Raw genomic sequence first — 19,118 nt, 5'->3', positions numbered from 1 at the left:
ATTAATATGCTTACCTTTGCGCCCAATAAATTTTATAATGCGCACGAAATCAGTAGGAAAAAAGAAAATCAATATCGTAACTCTTGGATGTTCCAAAAATGTCTACGATTCTGAAGTCTTGATGGGACAATTACAAGCCAACGGAAAAGAAGTAGTACACGAAGATAAAGGCGATATCGTGGTTATTAATACGTGCGGTTTCATCGATAATGCAAAAGAAGAAAGCATCAATACGATTCTCGAATATGTAGAGGCAAAAAATAGAGGCGAAGTAGAGCAGGTTTTCGTTACAGGTTGTCTGTCCGAGAGATACAAGCCAGATTTAATCAGAGAGATTCCTGATGTTGATCAATATTTCGGGACACGGGACTTACCTTTATTATTAAAGCATTTAGGTGCAGATTATAAACACGAATTGGTAGGTGAAAGAATGGTGACCACGCCAAGACATTATGCTTATTTAAAGATTTCTGAAGGTTGCGACCGTCCATGTTCATTTTGTGCAATTCCATTAATGAGAGGAAAAAATATTTCCACACCAATTGAAAACTTAGTGATTGAAGCTGAGAAATTAGCCAAGAAAGGAGTTAAAGAATTAATCTTAATTGCTCAGGATTTAACCTATTACGGTTTAGATATCTATAAGAAACGTGCCTTAGGAGATTTACTTTTGCGTTTGGTGAAAGTAGAAGGAATTGAGTGGATTCGTTTACATTATGCTTTCCCTACAGGTTTCCCTGAAGATGTTTTAGAGATCATCAGAGATGAACCAAAAGTTTGTAACTATATCGACATTCCTTTACAGCACATCAATTCTGATTTGTTGAAAGCTATGAAACGTGGAACTTCTCATGAAAAAACAAATGCATTATTAGCCAAATTCAGACAGATGGTTCCAGATATGGCCATCAGAACGACGCTGATTGTTGGTTTCCCAGGCGAGACCGAAGAAAGATTCCAGGAAATGAAAGAATGGGTTCGGGAGCAAAGATTCGACCGTTTAGGTTGCTTCACCTATTCCCATGAAGAAAACACGACGGCTTATGTTTTAGAAGACGATGTTCCTCAAGAAGTAAAAGAAGCCAGAGTAGAAGAGATCATGGAATTACAGTCTCAGATTTCTTGGGAAAAAAACCAGGAGAGAATCGGAAAATTGTACCGTTGTATTTTCGATCGTAAAGAAGGGAATTATTTCGTAGGACGAACTGAATTCGATTCACCAGATGTTGACAATACAGTTTTAGTTTCTGCCGAAAACACCTATTTATCGATTGGAGAATTTGCCGAAATTAGAATAACTTCTGCGGAAGAGTTCGATTTGTACGGAGAGTTGATTTAAGATATTGCAATAATTTGTCAAATTTCTGACAATTCAGTAAAAATATTATTCAAAAAAATACTTCTGGAATTTCTAGAAGTATTTTTTATTTAACCTAAAGGTAATCAGTAGGTTGTCACGACAAATGCTTACTTGCTATGCGATGATTAGTTAATATCGTTAACATTTTGAAGCTAATTTTAACATAATTTAAGAATGTTTGTGAGTTACTACTATTAAAGAGAATGCGGAAGTTGTTAACAAAAATTTAACAATTCATTATGAGAGTTTAACTATCTGGGTGTTGTATAAGTCAATTACAGAATACATTTGCAAAGTCAAAACCCACAAAAATAAATTCAAAATGATTCAAAGAGGAACACTCCTAATCATAATGATGATTTCAACACTCGGTCTGTTTTCATTTAAGACAAATACCGAAGATGCTAAAAAAACAAGTTTTGCATCGTTTTACCACGATAAGTTTAACGGTAGAAAAACGGCAAGCGGCGATATTTTCAGTAATCAAAAATTAACTGCAGCCAACAGAACGCTTCCTTTCGGAACGATGGTTAAAGTAACCAACCTGAGATCAGGGAAAAGTGTAGTAGTAGAAATAAATGACCGCGGTCCTTTTCATTCTTCCAGAGCACTCGACCTTTCCAAAGCTGCCTTCAAAGCGATTGGCAATCCTTCCAAAGGAACTATGCCTGTTGAATACGAAATTATCGACAACGATTAACATTTAAGTTAAAAACAATCAAAGCCGTCTCACTAGAGTCGGCTTTTTTATTGGCCTTAACTTTAGAGAAGAGACAACAATCATACCTTTTTCAGAGCAATCATTAAATTTCAGGGCAGTGGATTTTCTAGTTAAATTTATTTGGGCGAACAAATCCGCGTTCCGCTCCCGCTTTTTTTATTGTTGGCTTCGACTACGCTCAGCCAACAATAAAAAAGAGCTCCACTCAACTCGGGTCGCAATAATAGCATCATTTCAATACTTCAGATAAAAATTACCACCGAATTATCTCCAAAAAACGAATAGTGCATCTAATGCACTCTAACGATAAAGCCACGAAGTGGCGTAGTCAATAGCATAGGGTGAAGCCCTATGAATATCGAATCAAAAAATAGGATAAATCCTATAAAAACAACTAAGATAGTTCCACCATAACCGGACAATGATCCGAATGCACCGCCTCGCTCAATATCGCCGCCCGGGAAAGCTGATCCTTCAAAGAATACGACACGAAATTATAATCCAATCTCCAGCCTTTATTTCTGGCGCGGGAATTTTGTCGGTAACTCCACCAGGAATAATTATCTGGTTGATCATTAAAGAATCTGAAACTGTCAATCAATTCGCATTCTTCGATGAACTGAGTCATCCATTCTCTTTCCATCGGTAGAAAGCCAGAGGTGTTCTTTAAACCTTCTGGATTGTGAATATCAATTGGGTGGTGGCAGATATTAAAATCGCCGCATATAATAAGGTTAGGAATCGTTTTCTTTAGTTCTTTGATGTAATTCAGAAAATCAGAGCAAAATTTCATTTTAAAATCCAGTCTTTCGATATTGGAAGCCGACGGAACATAGACAGAAATCACGGAGAATCCCTCGAAATCTGCACGCATAATTCGGCCTTCAGAATCGTAGTGTTCAATTCCGCATCCATATTCAACATGATTGGGTTGAACTTTAGAGGCAATCCCAACACCAGAATATCCTTTTTTCTGAGCAGAATGCCAGTAGCTGAAATAGCCGTTTTCTTGTAAGCTTTTAATATCGATTTGATCGTTGCCTGCTTTACTTTCTTGTATGCAGATGACATCTGGATTTGCAACATTCAGCCAACCTAAAAAATCTTTGGTAAAAGCGGCCCGAATTCCATTCACATTATAAGAGATGATTTTCATTTATTTTCAATTTCATCAAAAATACAAATTAGGATTTTGTTCTATCAAAATTTAGGGCATAAAAAAGCGGAAAAAACCAAAGATTTTTTCCGCCCTAGAACCCAAATTAAATAAACTATGAAAAAACTTATTTAGGTTCTAATATGCTGATCGGAATAATACATTCCTCCAAAGAAATCCCACCATGCTGATAAGTTTCTTTATAATAATTCACAAAATGATTGTAGTTTTTCGGATAGGCTAGAAACGTATTATTTTTTGCAAAGATATATTTGGAACTCAAATTTCCTTTTGGTAAAAATAATTTTTCCGGATTGGAAATCGCCCACACATCTCCTTTTTCGTAGGTTAAACTACGGCCTGTTTTGTATCGAATGTTAGTCGACGTTTCACGGTCGCCAACTACTTTGCTCGGCTTTTTAACGTATATCGTTCCATGATCAGTGGTAATTACGAGTTTGAATCCGTTTTCTGCTGCTTGTTTGATGATTTTTAATAACGATGAATTTTCAAACCAAGTGTACGTTAACGATCTAAATGTTTTATCATCTCGGATTAACTGATTAACAATAACATTATCCGTTTTGGCGTGAGATAAAATATCGATGAAATTATACACAATCACCAACAAGTCATTGCTTTTGTGTTGGTTGAAATCATCCAAAACCTTGCGCTCGAAATCAGCATTCAAAATTTTCAAATACTTCATCGATTTATGAGAAAGTCCCAAACGTTTCATTTGATCTTCCAAGAAGTCGCGCTCATGCTCATTTTTGTTCCCATCTTCGTTATCATTAATCCAATATTGCGGAAATCTTTTTTCAATTTCAGACGGCATTAAACCCGCAAAAAATGAATTCCTAGCATACTGAGTCGCTGTTGGTAAAATACTGTAATAAGAATCTTCAGAAGTTTTCTGATAAAATTTAGTGAATAAAGGTTCAATCACTTTCCACTGATCATACCGTAGATTGTCGATCATTAATAACAAAACCTTTTCTTTCTCAACTTCAGTTTTAATTTTATCTTTAAATAAAGTGTGACTCATCATTGGTTTATCCGACGAATTCAACCAATCTTCGTAATTGTTTTCAATGAATTTTGAGAATTGAATATTTGCCTCTTCCTTTTGAGATTGCAATAAATCAGAGAATTCATTATCAAAAACTTTATCGAATTTAATCTCCCAGTTCAGGATTTTTTTATAATATTCGGCCCAATCTTTATGGGTTCTTAAATAAGAAAGCTCCATCGAAAGATTTCGAAATTCCTGTTGATATTCCAAAATTGTTTTCTGTTCAACCAAAGTTTCTTCTTGAAGATTTTTCTTTAAAGACAATAAAATTTGATTTGGGTTAACCGGTTTCAAAATATAATCCGCAATCTGCGAACCGATGGCTTGTTCCATTATTAGTTCCTCTTCATTCTTGGTAACCATCACGATTTTTATGGCTGAATCGATGTTTTTAATCATCGGGATTGCTTCCAGACCAGAAATTCCAGGCATGTTTTCATCCAATAAAGCCAGTTGAAAATTTTCTTTTTCAATCATTTCTAAAGCTTCGTTTACATTGTTCACGGGCGAAACTTGGTATCCCTTGTTTTCTAAAAATACAATATGTGGTTTTAGTAAATCTACTTCATCATCGATCCATATAACTTTTGCCATCTATTTTTTTTGTTTAAGGTTTATTGCTAAACTATGAAACTATCGATTAATACTCGATGTTTGATAATTTTAGCGTCATCAAAAATACAACCAAAAACTGCCAACTTTTCTGTAAGGTCAAGTTAAAGTTCCGTTAAATTTAAATAGAATGAATAAAAATGAGCGCTTGGTAAAATTCGCTCGCAACCTATACCGTAAAACTAAATTGTAAATTTGTGATCTCGAAGATTATCCTATGACTAATAAATTTAAAATCATCAACGATCCTGTCCATGGATTTATCAGCATTCCGCACGAAATTCTTTTTGATGTCATCGAACATCCCTATTTTCAAAGATTAAGGCGAATCTCGCAAACAGGTTTGTTAAATTTAATTTTTCCTGGAGCGACGCATACCAGATTTCATCATGCGTTAGGAGCGATGCATTTAATGTTCACCGCTTTGGAAACTTTGAAACTAAAAGGGACACAGATTTCTAAAGAAGAGGAGAAAGCAGCAATGTTGGCAATTTTGCTTCACGATATTGGTCACGGTCCATTTTCTCATGCTTTAGAAAATATGTTGATGCATGACTGGCATCATGAAAAATTATCGCTTTTGTTGATGAACAAAATGAATGAAGAATTTGACGGTCAACTTTCAATGGCGATAGAAATGTTTAAAGGAAATTACGAACGGAAATTCTTCAATCAATTAATTTCCTCTCAGTTAGATGTCGATCGCCTGGATTATTTAAAACGCGATAGTTTCTACACTGGAGTTGTTGAAGGAAACGTCAACACCCAGCGGATCATTTCCATGATGAATGTTTCTGAAGATGAATTAGTGATTGATGCCAAAGGAATTTACTCCATCGAAAATTTCCTGACTGCAAGAATGTTCATGTACTGGCAAGTCTATTATCATAAGACTTCTGCAATTGCAGAATATCTGTTGGTTAAAATTTTAGGTCGTGCAAAATATCTGGTTTCTACAGGAAAAGTTCTTCCTGCCTCCGAAAACCTGTCTTATTTCTTACATAAGAATGAATTTGAAAAAGCGACTGAAGAAGATATTCAAAGATTTACAGAGTTAGATGATAACGATGTTATTCAAGCCATAAAATTCTGGACAAAAAGTGAAGATGTGATTTTATGCTATTTATGTACGTGCGTTATTCAAAGGCAGTTCCCTAAAACAATCATTTCATCAAAACCATTTGATTCGGAATTTATCCAAGATAAAATCGCTAAAACAAATCTGAAATTTGGTGTCGATATTGGGTCTGAACTGGTCGATCAAATCTCCCGCGATCTCCTTCCTTACAATGCCGAGGAACAACCAATTTATCTGCTTCAAAAAAACGGGGGCAAAATCACGCTCGATCATTCGGAGAATCAAATTCTTTCTTCCTTTATCAATCAACCAAATACTAAGTACATTTTATCATTCCCACGGGAAATCTAAAGCCGTTTTTTTTGTAGCCTAAATGATTTGGCGTATTTGGGAATTTGTTATCTTTGCCAGATATGGAGTTTACCGCATCGCAGATTGCAAATTTTATTAACGGAAGAATCATAGGAGATGAGCACGCGCTAATCACAGGAGTTTCGCCCATAGAAAGTGGCGAAACGGGACATCTTTCTTTCGTTGCTCAACAAAGATTTGCAGAGCATATCGATGAGTCGAAATGTTCAGTCCTTATTGTTTCAGAAAAACTTTTATCCGAAAAATCTTATCGGCCTACTATTATTGCGGTAGAAGATGCTTATTTAGCTTTTCAGGTTTTAATGAATCTGTACCAAGAAATGCAAGGTCGAAAATCTGGAATCGAAGACGGAGCTGTTTTTCATGAATCTGCCACGGTAGGCGAAAATGTTTATGTGGGAGCTTTTACCTGTGTATCTGAAAAGGTAAAAATCGGTGATGGATCTCAAATTTATCCACAGGTTTTTATCGGTAAAAATGTGAAGATTGGTAAGAACTGCGTTCTATATAGTGGCGTTAGAATTTACGATTATTGCGTCATTGGCGACAACTGCATCGTGCATTCCAATACGGTTATTGGGTCTGATGGTTTTGGTTTTCAACCGACCAAAGATGGCTTTCAAAAAATTCCACAATTAGGTAATGTTATTCTTGAAGATAATGTCGAAATCGGATCTAACTGTTGTATTGACCGTGGAACCATAGGGTCAACCGTCATCGGAAAAGGAACCAAAATCGATAACTTAATCCAGATCGCGCACAACGTGAAAATTGGAGAACATAATGTAATTGCTGCCCAAACAGGAATAGCGGGATCAACGGTCATTGGCGACTGGAATCAAATCGGTGGTCAAGTCGGAATTGTTGGTCATATTAAAATCGGAAATCAAGTAAAAGTTCAGGCACAAAGCGGGGTCAACTCCAGCACCAAAGACGGCGAGATTCTGTACGGCTCACCTGCTATAAATGCAAGTGATTACCGTAGAAATTATGTACACTTTAGAAATTTTGCTGATATTGTTAAACGAATAAATACTCTTGAGACCAACTCAAAAGATAAAACTAATGAGTGATAAACAAAAAACTTTAAAAGAAGAGATTTCTCTTTCTGGCATCGGACTGCATACTGGTCGCGAAGTAACCTTAACCATGAAACCTGCCAAAGAAAATACAGGTTTCGTTTTCGTAAGAACGGATTTGGAGGGAAGTCCGCACATTGAGGCCGATGTGAATTATGTAACAACCACTGAAAGAGGTACAACTCTGGAAAAATTGGGAGTCAGAATTCATACGTGCGAGCATTTGCTTGCCGCTCTGGTAGGATGCGATATTGATAATGCCATCTTGGAAATGGACAGTGCAGAACCGCCAATTTTGGATGGTTCTTCTAAATTTTTCGTAGAAGCCATTGAAAAGGCTGGAATTAAGCAACAAGAAGCGGTCAGAGAATATTTGATCGTAAAAGAAGTCCTCAGCTACAGTGATCCTGCCACGGGTTCAGAAATTACAATTATTCCATCGGATACTTATGAAGTGACCACGATGGTTGATTTTGGCACTAAAGTTTTAGGAACTCAAAATGCTACTTTAAAAGATATTTCAGAATTTAAAACCGAGATCTCCGCCGCGCGTACTTTCAGTTTTCTACATGAGTTAGAAATGCTTTTGGATGCGGGTTTAATAAAAGGTGGCGACATTTCAAATGCCATCGTTTACGTTGACAAAGAATTGACGCCGGAAATTGCAGACAAATTGAAGAAAGCCTTTGGTAAAGATGAGGTTTCTATTCGCCCGAATGGAATTTTAGACAACCTTACTTTAAATTATCCCAATGAAGCGGCTCGTCATAAATTACTAGATGTAATCGGTGATTTGGCTTTGGTTGGTGTTAAAATTAAAGGAAAAGTTATTGCCAATAAACCTGGACATTTTGTAAATACGCAGTTTGCGAAGAAATTAAACAGACAGTGGAAATTACAGAAAAAGAAAAATGTTCCGGACATTGATATTTATAAAGAACCCGTGTATGATATTAATGGAATTATGAGGTTAATGCCTCACAGACCTCCATTTTTATTGATTGATAAAATTTTAGAACTATCTGAAACGCATGTTGTCGGATTGAAAAATGTGACCATGAACGAACCCTTTTTCGTGGGACATTTTCCGAAAGAACCGGTAATGCCTGGTGTTTTACAAGTAGAAGCTTTGGCACAAACTGGAGGAATTCTCGTCTTGGCGAGCGTTCCAGATCCTGAAAATTACTCAACTTACTTTATTAAAATGGATAAAGTAAAGTTTAAGAAAAAAGTAGTTCCAGGAGATACCATGGTTTTCAAAATTGAATTGATATCACCTATCAGGAGAGGAATCGTTCACATGCAAGGGTACGGTTATGTCGGCGACAGCGTTGTAGTTGAAGCAGAATTGATGGCGCAGGTGGCAAAAAATAAACCGGAATAAATGATTCATCAATTAGCTGCCGTAGATAAGCGTGCAAAGATTAGCAGAAACGTTACCATCGAGCCATTTACCACGATTGCAGGTGATGTAGAAATTGGAGAAGGTTCTTGGATTGGGTCCAATGTGACCATCATGGATGGAGCCAGAATCGGAAAAAATTGTCGGATTTTCCCAGGAACTGTAATTTCTGCAATTCCGCAAGATTTAAAATTTGACGGCGAAGATACTCAGGCAATCATCGGCGATGGAACCACGTTGAGAGAATGTGTTACCGTAAACCGTGGCACAAAAGCACTAGGTTTTACCAAGATTGGAAAAGATTGTTTAATTATGGCGACTTCTCACGTTGCTCACGATTGCATATTAGGAGACAACGTAATTATCGCAAACGGATGCGGCATTGCCGGTCATGTAGAAATTGGCGATTGGGTAGTGATGGGCGGACTTTCAGCAGTTCAACAGTTTGGTAAAATTGGAAAACATGCTATGATTGCTGGCGGCTCCTTAATTAGAAAAGATGTTCCGCCTTATGTAAAAGTAGGTCGAGATCCTATTTCGTACGCGGGAATCAATTCAGTTGGACTAAGAAGAAGAGGTTTCAGTAATGAGAAAATCTTCGAAATTCAAAAAATTTACCGCGCTATTTTTCAAATGAAAATGAACGTTTCCCGGGCCGCGAGTTATATCGAAAAAGAAATGCTTCCAACGGCAGAACGCGATGAAATTTTAGAATTCATTAAAAATTCTCCGAGCGGAATTGTTAAAGGTTACGGCCGAGGAAAAGAATAAATAAATTAAAAAAATAACGAGTAGAAATTAATTTTCAACTATCAACTATCAACTATCAAAATAAATGGCAACAAGCAACGATATTAAAAAAGGAATGTGTATCGAATTTAGCAATGATATATTTAAAGTCATTGAATTTATGCACGTTAAACCAGGTAAAGGTCCGGCTTTCGTACGAACTAAAATGAAATCAGTTACCAACGGTAAAGTTCTAGACAATACATTTTCTGCAGGTCACAAAATCGATGAGGTTAAAGTGATTACCAGAAAATTTCAATATTTATATGAAGACGATAATGGTTATCACTTTATGAATAATGATGATTTTTCGCAAATCTATCTTGATAAAGATATGATTGAAAACGCTCAGTTTATGAAGGCTGGCGAGGAAGTAACCATCATTTTAAAAGACGAGGATGAATCACCTTTATCCGCGGAAATCCCACCAACGGTTTATTTAGAAGTTACAGAAGCAGACCCAGGAGTGAAAGGAAATACAGCAACTAACGCCCTTAAAAATGCGATCGTAGAAACAGGAGCGCGAGTAATGGTTCCTTTGTTCATCGAAGCTGGTGATAAAATTAAAGTAAATACTGAAGACGGTTCTTACTTAGAAAGAGTAAAATAATTGACTAAATAAAGAGATGACTTTTACAAAACCACAAACTCTTAAATCTATTTCAGAAATTATCGGCGCTAAAATGATTGGCGACGAAAATTTTCCGGTCTTAGGAACCAATGAAATTCATCGGGTGAAAAGTGGTGAAATAGTTTTTGTAAATCATCCAAAATATTACGACAAAGCCCTTAATTCGGCGGCGACTATAATTCTGATTGATAAAGAAGTTGATTGTCCACCTGGAAAAGCATTGCTCGTTTCCGACGATCCTTTCAGGGATTTTAATAAAATCAATACACATTTTACCAAGATTACTAATTTTGGTGAAACGCTGCACGAGTTGGAAGTAGGAGAGCGAACGCAAATTCATTCTTCGGTAGTCATTGGAAACAACGTAAAGATTGGTAATGATTGCATCATATTTCCTAATGTTGTTATCGGTGATAGAACCGTAATTGGTGATAATGTCATTATTCAATCTAACACTGTTTTGGGTGGCGATGCCTTTTATTACAGAAAGCTTGAGGGTAACTATGACCGTTTAATATCAGTCGGAAATGTCATCATTGAAAATAACGTGCAAATTGGAAACGGCTGCACGATTGATCGTGGAGTTACAGATTCTACCATCATTGGCGAAGGTTCTGTTTTAGATAATCAGATCCAAATCGGTCACGATACGGTGATTGGAAAAAGATGTCTGATTGCTTCCCAAACCGGAATTGCCGGCTGTTGCAACATTGAAGATGAAGTGACGATTTGGGGACAGGTCGGCATGGCTTCTGGTGTTCGCATCGAAAGCGGAACGGTACTTTTAGCAAAATGTGGTGCCAACAGAGATTTGAAAAAAGGAGTCTATTTCGGACAGCTCGCTGAAGAGTTTAAGCAGTATTTAAGGAAAGATATTACCCTCAGAGATTTGAGTAAATCGAAATAATGAAATCATTTAAAAACATTAATTTTACCCATCTTAATTTTTAATATGAAAAAATATCTCTCTATTTTCCTTGTGTTCTTTACCTCTTTTTGTTTCTCACAGACTAAAACAGTCGATGTGAAAATCATTACTCAAGAGAATGATACGCTGAATACTAAAATGATTGTACAGGTAAATTTATTTGCTCCTACTCTTATCTATGGATCAAGTTTCAACGAAAAAGTAAAAATTATCGGGGAAAACGAGAAGAAAAGTAAAATGGAAGCTTCTAAAATTAAAGAACTTTCATTTGTCGACTTGAATGGGAAAATGAGACATTTCATAAACAAATCTGAGGACAAAAAAAGTCTTTTGGAAAGGATTTATGATGGAGAAGTTTTAGAATGGTATCGCAATTACTACTCAACCAATTTGGGTGGTGGTGAAAATAGCAATGATTTTCTCTACAATAAGAAGTCAAATAAAGGGATTGGATTTATTTATTTCACGGGCATCCCAAAGAAAAAATTAAAAGAATTTTTCAAAGATGAACCTTCGATGGTAGCTGTGATAGATGCAGGGAAAGAAGCAGCCATATTTGATGAAGGCATGTTATCCATCCTTTTGAAATATGAAGAACTTAAGTTAAAAAGTAATTAAAATAAATTTAAATAAATAACAAATGTCAGTATTAGTAAACAAAGATTCTAAAGTAATCGTACAAGGATTTACCGGAAATGAAGGAACTTTCCATGCGAGTCAAATGATCGAATACGGAACAGATGTCGTAGGTGGCGTTACTCCAGGAAAAGGAGGTTCTGAGCATTTAGGAAAACCAGTCTTCAATACCGTTGCCGATGCAGTGGAAAAAGCTGGAGCCAACGTAAGCATTATTTTCGTTCCACCAGCATTTGCCGCAGACGCAATTATGGAAGCTGCAGAAGCTGGAATTAAAGTAATCGTTTGTATTACGGAAGGAATTCCGATAAATGATATGGTGAAAGTGAAGGCATACCTTGCTGACAAAGATAGCAGATTGATCGGACCTAACTGCCCCGGAATTATCACACCAGATGAAGCTAAAATTGGTATTATGCCAGGGTTTGTATTCAAAAAAGGTAAAGTTGGAATCGTTTCTAAATCAGGAACTTTAACTTATGAAGCTGCTGACCAAGTGGTGAAAGCAGGTTACGGAGTTTCTACGGCGATCGGTATTGGTGGTGATCCAATTATTGGAACAACTACGAAAGAAGCTTTAGAATTATTCATCAACGATCCAGAAACTGAAGCAGTAGTAATGATCGGCGAAATCGGTGGTAATTTAGAAGCTGAAGCTGCAAGATGGTATAAAGAAAGTGGGTCGAAAAAACCAGTTGTTGGATTTATCGCTGGCCAAACTGCGCCAAAAGGTAGAACAATGGGTCACGCAGGTGCAATTGTTGGTGGTGACGACGATACTGCTCAAGCTAAGATGGCGATTATGAGAGAAAACGGAATCAACGTAGTAGATTCACCAGCTGAGATTGGTGCTACCGTTGCCAAAGTTCTAGGATAAAACACAAAAAACACAAATGACTATGGGAAAATTATTGGTAAGCTCAGCACTTTTGTCCGCCGTGCTCATTTCGGCGCAAATTGATTTCAGCAGCACGAGATTTGGGATCACCGCAGGTGGTACTTATTCTCGGGTAAGTAATGCTCACAATCCTTCTGGACCAAGGATTTCTGCTTATGGCGGAGTGCTTGCTTTAATTCCGGTTGATAACAATGACCAGTTTTATATTCAACCACAAGTTGAGTATTTCGGGGCTGGTGAATCTGGGAAAGATAAAAATGCAAAAGGAACTCTTGGTTACGATGCGGTTTACGCCAATAATTATATCAGCGTTCCGATTTATTTTAAAGGATTTTTCTCAGAAGCAGAATCAGAATTTTTTGGAATGGCAGGACCAAGATTCAGTTTTTTGATTGACCAAAAAGTGACCAATCCGAGCAAAGCTTATTACGCTGTTGACGAATTATCTGCTTATCCAGGAGTCAACGGAAAAGCAAGCAGTTTCAACTTCGGCGTAGGTTTGGGTATCGGCTATTCTTATCAAAGAAAGCTTGAGCTTGCGGTACGATATGATTTTGGATTAAGCAATACCTACAAAGGTTTAATGAATGAGCCAGGAACTGATCCTAATATTGCGAAGAAGAAATCGGAGCAGGTCTTAAGTGTCGGACTCAGTTATATTTTTGAATAATTATTTTTCAATAATACTAAAATTCCATCAATTAATTTTGATGGAATTTTTTTTGAGATAAACTTGTAATGATTTTACAAAAGTACTATTTAAGATTAATTCACTTTAAATTTCCGTTCTCTAATCAAGTCTGCAATCGCCAACATATCTTCACCGATCAAGCGATCTTCTTCCAGTTTCGCAACTCTAGTTCGGATTAAAGAATAGGCGTTTTCAACATATTTGGAACATTTTGCCGGACGTCTAAATTCTAATCCTTGTGCGCCAAACATCAATTCAACCGAAAGAATATTTTCTAAATTCCCTAAAACCTGATTGAATTTTCGACCTGAAATACTTCCCATCGAAACATGATCTTCCTGTCCCAAACTCGTCGGAATTGAATCTGCCGACGCCGGGAAACACAACGTTTTATTTTCCGTAACCAAAGCTGCCGAGGTATATTGCGGAATCATAAAGCCAGAATTTAATCCTGAACTTTCCGTCAACAATCTTGGTAAACCATATTTTCCTTCTAATAAAAGATAGCTTCTGCGGTCTGAAATGTTTCCTAATTCTGCAACAGCAAGTGTTGCATAGTCTAATGGTAAAGCCAATAATTGTCCGTGGAAGTTTCCACCAGAAATCGATTCTTCAGCGCTCAATATAATCGGATTATCGGTCACTGAATTCAGTTCCGTTTCTGTTAAATGTTTTAAATGTTCATAGGCATTTCTACTAGCACCGTGAACTTGCGGTACACACCGCATCGAATACGGATCCTGCACGCGATCGCAATATTCATGGCTCTTTAAGTTTTCAGAATCTTTCAAAAATTTCCGCATTCTCGAGGCTACTTTTCGGCTGCCATCAAACGGACGAATATCATGAAGTTCTTTTTTGAATGGGCTAGCTGAACCTCGATACGCTTCTAAACTGACGGCTGCAGTTAAGTCGGCTAGATCGAGTACATATTTAAATTTATTTAATCCTAAAATCGAATGAGCCAAAATAAACTGGGTTCCATTAATTAAACCCAAACCTTCTTTCGGACCTAATTGTAAAGGTTTTAAACCATGCTTTTGTAAAACTTTTGCACTTTCCTGAATCTCATCGTCCTGCCAAACTTTTCCCAAACCTAAAAGAGGTAAAACTAAGTGAGCCAACGGAGCTAGATCTCCCGAAGCACCAACCGAACCTTGTTCTGGCACGACCGGAATAATGTCTTTTTCGAGCATCAAAATTAATCGTTCAATCAATTCCAGAGAAACGCCTGAAAACCCTTTTGAAATTGCATGAATTTTCGCAATCATCATTACTTTAGAATATTCTTTCGCAATGGGTTTGCCGACTCCCACAGCGTGAGAGATAATCAAGTTATGTTGAAGTAAAGCCGTCTCAGCTTCTGATATTTTGACATCGCAAAGAGGTCCAAAACCCGTGTTGATTCCGTAAACTGTTCGGTCAGAAGCTACAATTTGTTGCACGTTTTTCTGAGATTTCAGAATCCTTTCCTTGGCTTCTTTATTGAGTTTTGCGTTGGAAGGATTTTTTAAAATCGCCATGATGTCTTTGATAGAAAAAGTATCGACTCCGTATATTTTCATGAAATAAGAATTTGCTTAAAATTACGGCTTTTAAAGAAATTGCCGCCACAGATCAGAATGTTTTTTATTTCCTGACAAAAGTCATTATATATTTTATGTAATTTGAATTGTATTCTATACATAATTAAAAATTTAATTATAATTTTGATCGTTATTTATAATTTTCTTATTAACATAGAGACCTTTACAAAATATGAACAATAAAAAGCCTGCACACAATTTTCACATTCCAGTAATGGGATTGGCTTATACAATCGACAGCCCGATCAGAGTTGCGCAATACGGAATTTCATCGGTGATTTCAATTATCGACGATGAGATTATCGAGAAGATGAACAGTCTGTATCACAAAAGAAACAATTTCAGCTACACCGAGATTTCTAACAAAATTGAGGATTACCGCGCCAAACGAATTACGGCGTATCTTGATATGGTACACGACGTGGTTAATGTAAAGTTTGAAAACTTTAAACAAGAGTTAAGCAAAAGCAAAGAGGCCTTGAATGAGTATATCGAAATGCTTCCTAACAAATCTGATCTAAAAAAAGGATTGGAAAACTTGGCTGACCAAAAAGAAAACTTTACCGAAAACGTCCGGAACTTTTTAGAAAGTCATCTTTCACCAGGAAGTATCGACGTGAATGTCATGACTAAAGTAGATAAGGATAACTTCGTAAAAGGCGAACAGTTGCCAGTGATGTTTAATGATGCGCACGTTTCGTTGAGAGGGTTTGCCAACAGTAAATTGTCTTCTTCGATCGTACTTTCTGCCGGCATGAATCCGAGATTGTACAGTTATTTTGAATCTTTCCCAGATTTCTTTCCAAATGAAAAAGGAGAATTAAAAAAGAAAATCATTTTGAAAGTAAGTGATTTTCGATCTGCCATGATTCAGGGAAATTTCTTAGCTAAAAAAGGACTTTGGGTTTCAGAATACCGCGTAGAATCTGGTTTGAATTGTGGCGGTCACGCCTTCGCCACCGATGGTTTATTGCTCGGACCAATCATGGAAGAATTCAAACAAAAGAAAAATGATCTCATTTCGTCTGCTCATGAATTGATGGTAAATGCTTTAACTCAAAAGGAAATTCCTGTTCCAGCAGAACCTTTAGAAATGAAAATTACCGTGCAAGGTGGAGTAGGAACTGCAGAAGAGCATGAGTTCTTACTAGAGAATTATAAAGTCGACAGCATCGGTTGGGGTTCCCCGTTTCTATTGGTTCCTGAAGCGACTTCTGTGGATAAAGAAACGCGTGAATTATTATCTAAATCAAAAGAAGAGGATTTCTATTTAAGCAATATTTCGCCGCTCGGAATTCCTTTTAACACCGTTAAAGGAAGCACGAATGAGTTTTTCAAACAGGATAAAATTAATAGAGATCGCGCCGGAAGTTCTTGTCCGAAAAAATATTTGGCCTTGAGTAAAGAGTTTTCGCCAGAAGGAATTTGTACGGCTTCCCGAAAATATCAAACAGTAAAACTGAATGATTTAGAAGAAGTGAAAGAGGAAATAACTTTGAAGGAATACGATAAAAGAAAAAATAAAATTCAGGAAAAATCGTGTCTTTGTGTCGGTTTAGTGAACTCATCTTATCTCGAAAGTGAAATTCCAGTGAAAGGAGAAAAGCAAGGAGTAGTGGTTTGTCCAGGTCCTAACCTGGCGTATTTCGACAAAGAAGTTTCGCTTTCTACGATGGTTAAACATATCTACGGAAACGAAAATGTAATGCATGTTAATGAACGCCCAAATATTTTCGTTAATGAATTGAAGATGTATGTGGATCATCTGAAAAATGAAATCGAAGAATTTTCCGACGGTTTTACTAATGCGCAATCCAAAAAATGGAGAACGTTTAAAAGCAATTTAATTGAAGGCGTCAATTATTACGAGCAGTTATTTGCAGAAACCTCTTTCTTTAAGAATAATTTGAAGGTGGTTCAAGTTCAATTGGCAGATTACAAAAGTTCAATTAGTGATATTGAAATTCCAGAGAACGTGAAAGCATAAAATCTTTAAAAAGATGCGTAAATCAGCGTGTTTTTTAACGAAATGGTCGCAATGTTTTGCATTTTACGGTTGCACTTGGTCGCAAAGCCGCTACGCTTAGCAGAGGGATTGTTTAATTTAGCAGTTGGCCATGGCTGAATGAAATGCCTTTGCGTACTAAATGTCACTTGAAGTTTGAAAATTTCTTTGCTCACATTGCGTTAGAAATTTCTAGTATTATATTCTCATTGGAGACATTATATTAAACCAGTCTGTCTATTTTCGGCAGATTGGTTTTATTTTTAGCAGTTCTTTTTTTCAAACCAAATCCCTATTTTTGTAGCATGAATGCTGACCTCGAACTTCAACTTAAAACTTTGCCGACCTATCCTGGAGTTTATCGATATTATGATAAAAATGGGAATTTATTATACGTTGGTAAGGCGAAGAATTTAAAAAACAGGGTTCTTTCTTATTTCAATAAAAACCAGGCGGGCTATCGAACCCGAATTATGGTGGCCAAAATTTTCCGCCTTGAAACGACCGTTGTAAATAGTGAATACGATGCGCTTTTGCTGGAGAATAATTTGATTAAAGAGCATCAGCCATTTTATAATGTCATGCTCAAAGATGACAAAACCTATCCTTGGATCTGCATTAAAAATGAAGACTTTCCGCGGATCTTTTTAACCAGAACCAAAATAAAAGACGGTTCTGAATATTTTGGACCCTATGCAAAAGTTCGTCCTGCAAAGGTTTTGCTGGATACCATTAAACATCTTTATAAAATTAGAACGTGCAATCTGAATCTTGCACCGAAAAAAATTGCGGAAGGAAAGTATAAAGTTTGTCTGGAATATCACATTAAAAATTGTGAAGGTCCCTGCGAAATGCTGGAAATGAAAGAAAGCTACGATCGGAAGATTGAAGCCATCCGTGGAATTATCAAAGGTGATTTCCGAACAGCTAAAGAATATTTGATCAATCAGATGAAAGCTTTTGCCGAAAATTTAGAGTTTGAGAATGCTCAGGCGGTCAAGGAGCGAATCGACGCTTTAGAAAATTATCAGCACAAGCATACGGTTGTAAATCCGAATATTGATGATGTGGATGTTTTCGGAATGACCAGCGATGAAACTGCGGCTTACATTAATTATTTCAAAATTCAGAATGGAAATATCATCCAAAGTTTCACCACCGAAATAAAGAAAATTCTGGAAGAATCTGATGAAGATATCTTGGAAGAAGCCATGATTGAAATTCGTCAGAAATTTAATTCTGAGTCAAAAGAGATTTTAATTCCATTTCATTTAACCTTGGAAATTCCTAATGTAAAACTGATTGTTCCTAAAGTCGGCGACAAGAAAAGAATCGTTGAACTTTCTGAAAAAAACGCCAAAGAATATCGGGTTGAAAAATTGAAGCAAGTTCAGATTGTCGATCCCGAAAGACATACGAATCGCATCATGGCAGAAATGCAAAAGCTGTTGCACATGCCCGTCGAGCCTCGACATATCGAAGGTTTTGATAACTCCAACATTCAGGGCACCAATCCGGTTTCAGCGTGTGTCGTTTTTAAAGATGGAAAACCGAGTAAAGGAGATTACCGAATTTTCCATCCCAAAACAGTTGTCGGTCCCGATGATTATAAAACGATGGAAGAAGTGATTTATCGTCGTTACAAAAGATTGTTGGATGAAGCTGAGCCTTTACCACAACTGATTTTGATTGATGGTGGGAAGGGGCAATTATCTTCCGCTGTGAAAAGTTTAAAGTTGCTCGGTTTGTACGGCAAAATTACCATTATCGGAATTGCAAAACGTCTGGAAGAAATTTATTTTCCTGAAGATTCGATTCCTTTATACCTTGATAAAAAATCGGAAACATTGAAGATTCTGCAAAGAGTTCGGGATGAATCACACCGTTTTGGCGTCAAGCATCATCGTACACGACGAACAAATTCAACCATTAAGTCTGAACTTGACGTAATTCCTGGCGTGGGAGAAAAGACCGTTGAACTGTTGCTTCAAAAACTAAAATCGGTGAAAAGGGTTAAAGAATCGAATTTAGAAACCTTAGAAGAAATCTTGGGGAAATCGAAAGGAAAAGTAGTTTGGGAATATTTTAATCCGAATTAG

16 protein-coding genes are annotated in these 19,118 nt (G+C 36.8%); 13 read left to right on the top strand and 3 right to left on the bottom strand.

Going from position 1 to position 19,118, the window contains the following annotated elements:
• Positions 1 to 37: 37 nt before the first annotated feature.
• Positions 38 to 1,339, top strand: coding sequence for a 30S ribosomal protein S12 methylthiotransferase RimO (gene rimO, locus BMX49_RS13010; protein WP_034719429.1), 1,302 nt, complete (start codon positions 38 to 40; stop codon positions 1,337 to 1,339).
• A 343-nt stretch (positions 1,340 to 1,682) separates the two neighbouring features.
• The gene (locus BMX49_RS13005) at positions 1,683 to 2,060 is read left to right on the top strand and encodes a septal ring lytic transglycosylase RlpA family protein (protein WP_034719432.1); all 378 of its coding nucleotides are present in this window, start codon (positions 1,683 to 1,685) and stop codon (positions 2,058 to 2,060) included.
• Between the two features lie 415 nt (positions 2,061 to 2,475).
• Here the strand turns inward: BMX49_RS13005 and BMX49_RS13000 are convergent, their stop codons facing one another.
• Both BMX49_RS13000 and porX read right to left on the bottom strand, forming a co-directional pair.
• The gene (locus tag BMX49_RS13000; protein WP_034719434.1) at positions 2,476 to 3,237 is read right to left on the bottom strand and encodes an exodeoxyribonuclease III; all 762 of its coding nucleotides are present in this window, start codon (positions 3,235 to 3,237) and stop codon (positions 2,476 to 2,478) included.
• A gap of 127 nt (positions 3,238 to 3,364) precedes the next feature.
• Positions 3,365 to 4,906 carry a T9SS response regulator signal transducer PorX gene (porX, locus tag BMX49_RS12995; protein ID WP_034719436.1) on the bottom strand — a complete coding sequence of 514 codons (1,542 nt, stop codon included), beginning with the start codon at positions 4,904 to 4,906 and terminating at the stop codon, positions 3,365 to 3,367.
• A 235-nt stretch (positions 4,907 to 5,141) separates the two neighbouring features.
• Here porX and BMX49_RS12990 point away from each other — a divergent pair, with 235 nt between their 5' ends.
• The 9 genes from BMX49_RS12990 (at position 5,142) to BMX49_RS12950 (ending at position 13,407) form a co-directional block, all read left to right on the top strand.
• The gene (locus BMX49_RS12990) at positions 5,142 to 6,353 is read left to right on the top strand and encodes an HD domain-containing protein (protein WP_034719437.1); all 1,212 of its coding nucleotides are present in this window, start codon (positions 5,142 to 5,144) and stop codon (positions 6,351 to 6,353) included.
• A 62-nt stretch (positions 6,354 to 6,415) separates the two neighbouring features.
• Positions 6,416 to 7,447 (top strand): UDP-3-O-(3-hydroxymyristoyl)glucosamine N-acyltransferase, encoded by a 1,032-nt coding sequence (gene lpxD, locus BMX49_RS12985; protein WP_034719438.1) that lies wholly within the window; start codon positions 6,416 to 6,418, stop codon positions 7,445 to 7,447.
• Entirely contained in the window at positions 7,440 to 8,837 is a 1,398-nt protein-coding gene (locus BMX49_RS12980) for a bifunctional UDP-3-O-[3-hydroxymyristoyl] N-acetylglucosamine deacetylase/3-hydroxyacyl-ACP dehydratase (RefSeq protein ID WP_034719440.1), read from the top strand. The genes lpxD and BMX49_RS12980 overlap by 8 nt, the downstream gene beginning before the upstream one ends.
• The gene (gene lpxA, locus BMX49_RS12975) at positions 8,838 to 9,626 is read left to right on the top strand and encodes an acyl-ACP--UDP-N-acetylglucosamine O-acyltransferase (RefSeq protein ID WP_034719442.1); all 789 of its coding nucleotides are present in this window, start codon (positions 8,838 to 8,840) and stop codon (positions 9,624 to 9,626) included. It begins immediately after the preceding gene.
• 64 nt (positions 9,627 to 9,690) lie between these two features.
• The gene (efp, locus tag BMX49_RS12970) at positions 9,691 to 10,254 is read left to right on the top strand and encodes an elongation factor P (RefSeq protein ID WP_034719445.1); all 564 of its coding nucleotides are present in this window, start codon (positions 9,691 to 9,693) and stop codon (positions 10,252 to 10,254) included.
• A 16-nt stretch (positions 10,255 to 10,270) separates the two neighbouring features.
• Positions 10,271 to 11,182, top strand: a complete 912-nt coding sequence (locus BMX49_RS12965) for an LpxD N-terminal domain-containing protein (RefSeq protein ID WP_034719447.1) — start codon at positions 10,271 to 10,273, stop codon at positions 11,180 to 11,182.
• A 45-nt stretch (positions 11,183 to 11,227) separates the two neighbouring features.
• Positions 11,228 to 11,821, top strand: coding sequence for a hypothetical protein (locus BMX49_RS12960; protein WP_034719448.1), 594 nt, complete (start codon positions 11,228 to 11,230; stop codon positions 11,819 to 11,821).
• A 22-nt stretch (positions 11,822 to 11,843) separates the two neighbouring features.
• Positions 11,844 to 12,716 (top strand): succinate--CoA ligase subunit alpha, encoded by an 873-nt coding sequence (gene sucD / locus BMX49_RS12955; RefSeq protein WP_034719451.1) that lies wholly within the window; start codon positions 11,844 to 11,846, stop codon positions 12,714 to 12,716.
• A gap of 22 nt (positions 12,717 to 12,738) precedes the next feature.
• Complete coding sequence (locus tag BMX49_RS12950) at positions 12,739 to 13,407, top strand: porin family protein (RefSeq protein WP_034721260.1); 669 nt, start codon at positions 12,739 to 12,741, stop codon at positions 13,405 to 13,407.
• 95 nt (positions 13,408 to 13,502) lie between these two features.
• Here the strand turns inward: BMX49_RS12950 and hutH are convergent, their stop codons facing one another.
• On the bottom strand, positions 13,503 to 14,993 hold the full coding sequence (hutH, locus tag BMX49_RS12945; protein ID WP_034719452.1) for a histidine ammonia-lyase: 1,491 nt from the start codon (positions 14,991 to 14,993) through the stop codon (positions 13,503 to 13,505).
• Between the two features lie 193 nt (positions 14,994 to 15,186).
• Between hutH and BMX49_RS12940 the strand changes: the two genes are divergently transcribed.
• Both BMX49_RS12940 and uvrC read left to right on the top strand, forming a co-directional pair.
• Complete coding sequence (locus BMX49_RS12940) at positions 15,187 to 17,001, top strand: hypothetical protein (protein WP_034719454.1); 1,815 nt, start codon at positions 15,187 to 15,189, stop codon at positions 16,999 to 17,001.
• A gap of 323 nt (positions 17,002 to 17,324) precedes the next feature.
• Positions 17,325 to 19,118, top strand: coding sequence for an excinuclease ABC subunit UvrC (gene uvrC, locus BMX49_RS12935; RefSeq protein ID WP_034719457.1), 1,794 nt, complete (start codon positions 17,325 to 17,327; stop codon positions 19,116 to 19,118).

This window comes from Kaistella antarctica, assembly GCF_900109615.1.
Lineage (GTDB): Bacteria > Bacteroidota > Bacteroidia > Flavobacteriales > Weeksellaceae > Kaistella > Kaistella antarctica.
Note: the sequence above shows the minus strand (reverse complement) of the source record. Positions and strands in the feature narration are given on the sequence as shown.

Excerpts from the sequence above, each read along its gene's own strand:
- BMX49_RS13000 (WP_034719434.1), bottom strand. The coding sequence starts at position 3,237 with ATGAAAATCATCTCTTATAATGTGAATGGAATTCGGGCCGCTTTTACC.
- BMX49_RS12990 (WP_034719437.1), top strand. The coding sequence starts at position 5,142 with ATGACTAATAAATTTAAAATCATCAACGATCCTGTCCATGGATTTATC.
- efp (WP_034719445.1), top strand. The coding sequence starts at position 9,691 with ATGGCAACAAGCAACGATATTAAAAAAGGAATGTGTATCGAATTTAGC.
- BMX49_RS12960 (WP_034719448.1), top strand. The coding sequence starts at position 11,228 with ATGAAAAAATATCTCTCTATTTTCCTTGTGTTCTTTACCTCTTTTTGT.
- BMX49_RS12950 (WP_034721260.1), top strand. The coding sequence starts at position 12,739 with ATGGGAAAATTATTGGTAAGCTCAGCACTTTTGTCCGCCGTGCTCATT.
- hutH (WP_034719452.1), bottom strand. The coding sequence starts at position 14,993 with ATGAAAATATACGGAGTCGATACTTTTTCTATCAAAGACATCATGGCG.
- BMX49_RS12965 (WP_034719447.1), top strand. The coding sequence starts at position 10,271 with ATGACTTTTACAAAACCACAAACTCTTAAATCTATTTCAGAAATTATC.
- BMX49_RS12940 (WP_034719454.1), top strand. The coding sequence starts at position 15,187 with ATGAACAATAAAAAGCCTGCACACAATTTTCACATTCCAGTAATGGGA.
- BMX49_RS13005 (WP_034719432.1), top strand. The coding sequence starts at position 1,683 with ATGATTCAAAGAGGAACACTCCTAATCATAATGATGATTTCAACACTC.
- BMX49_RS12980 (WP_034719440.1), top strand. The coding sequence starts at position 7,440 with ATGAGTGATAAACAAAAAACTTTAAAAGAAGAGATTTCTCTTTCTGGC.
- porX (WP_034719436.1), bottom strand. The coding sequence starts at position 4,906 with ATGGCAAAAGTTATATGGATCGATGATGAAGTAGATTTACTAAAACCA.
- rimO (WP_034719429.1), top strand. The coding sequence starts at position 38 with ATGCGCACGAAATCAGTAGGAAAAAAGAAAATCAATATCGTAACTCTT.
- uvrC (WP_034719457.1), top strand. The coding sequence starts at position 17,325 with ATGAATGCTGACCTCGAACTTCAACTTAAAACTTTGCCGACCTATCCT.
- sucD (WP_034719451.1), top strand. The coding sequence starts at position 11,844 with ATGTCAGTATTAGTAAACAAAGATTCTAAAGTAATCGTACAAGGATTT.
- lpxD (WP_034719438.1), top strand. The coding sequence starts at position 6,416 with ATGGAGTTTACCGCATCGCAGATTGCAAATTTTATTAACGGAAGAATC.
- lpxA (WP_034719442.1), top strand. The coding sequence starts at position 8,838 with ATGATTCATCAATTAGCTGCCGTAGATAAGCGTGCAAAGATTAGCAGA.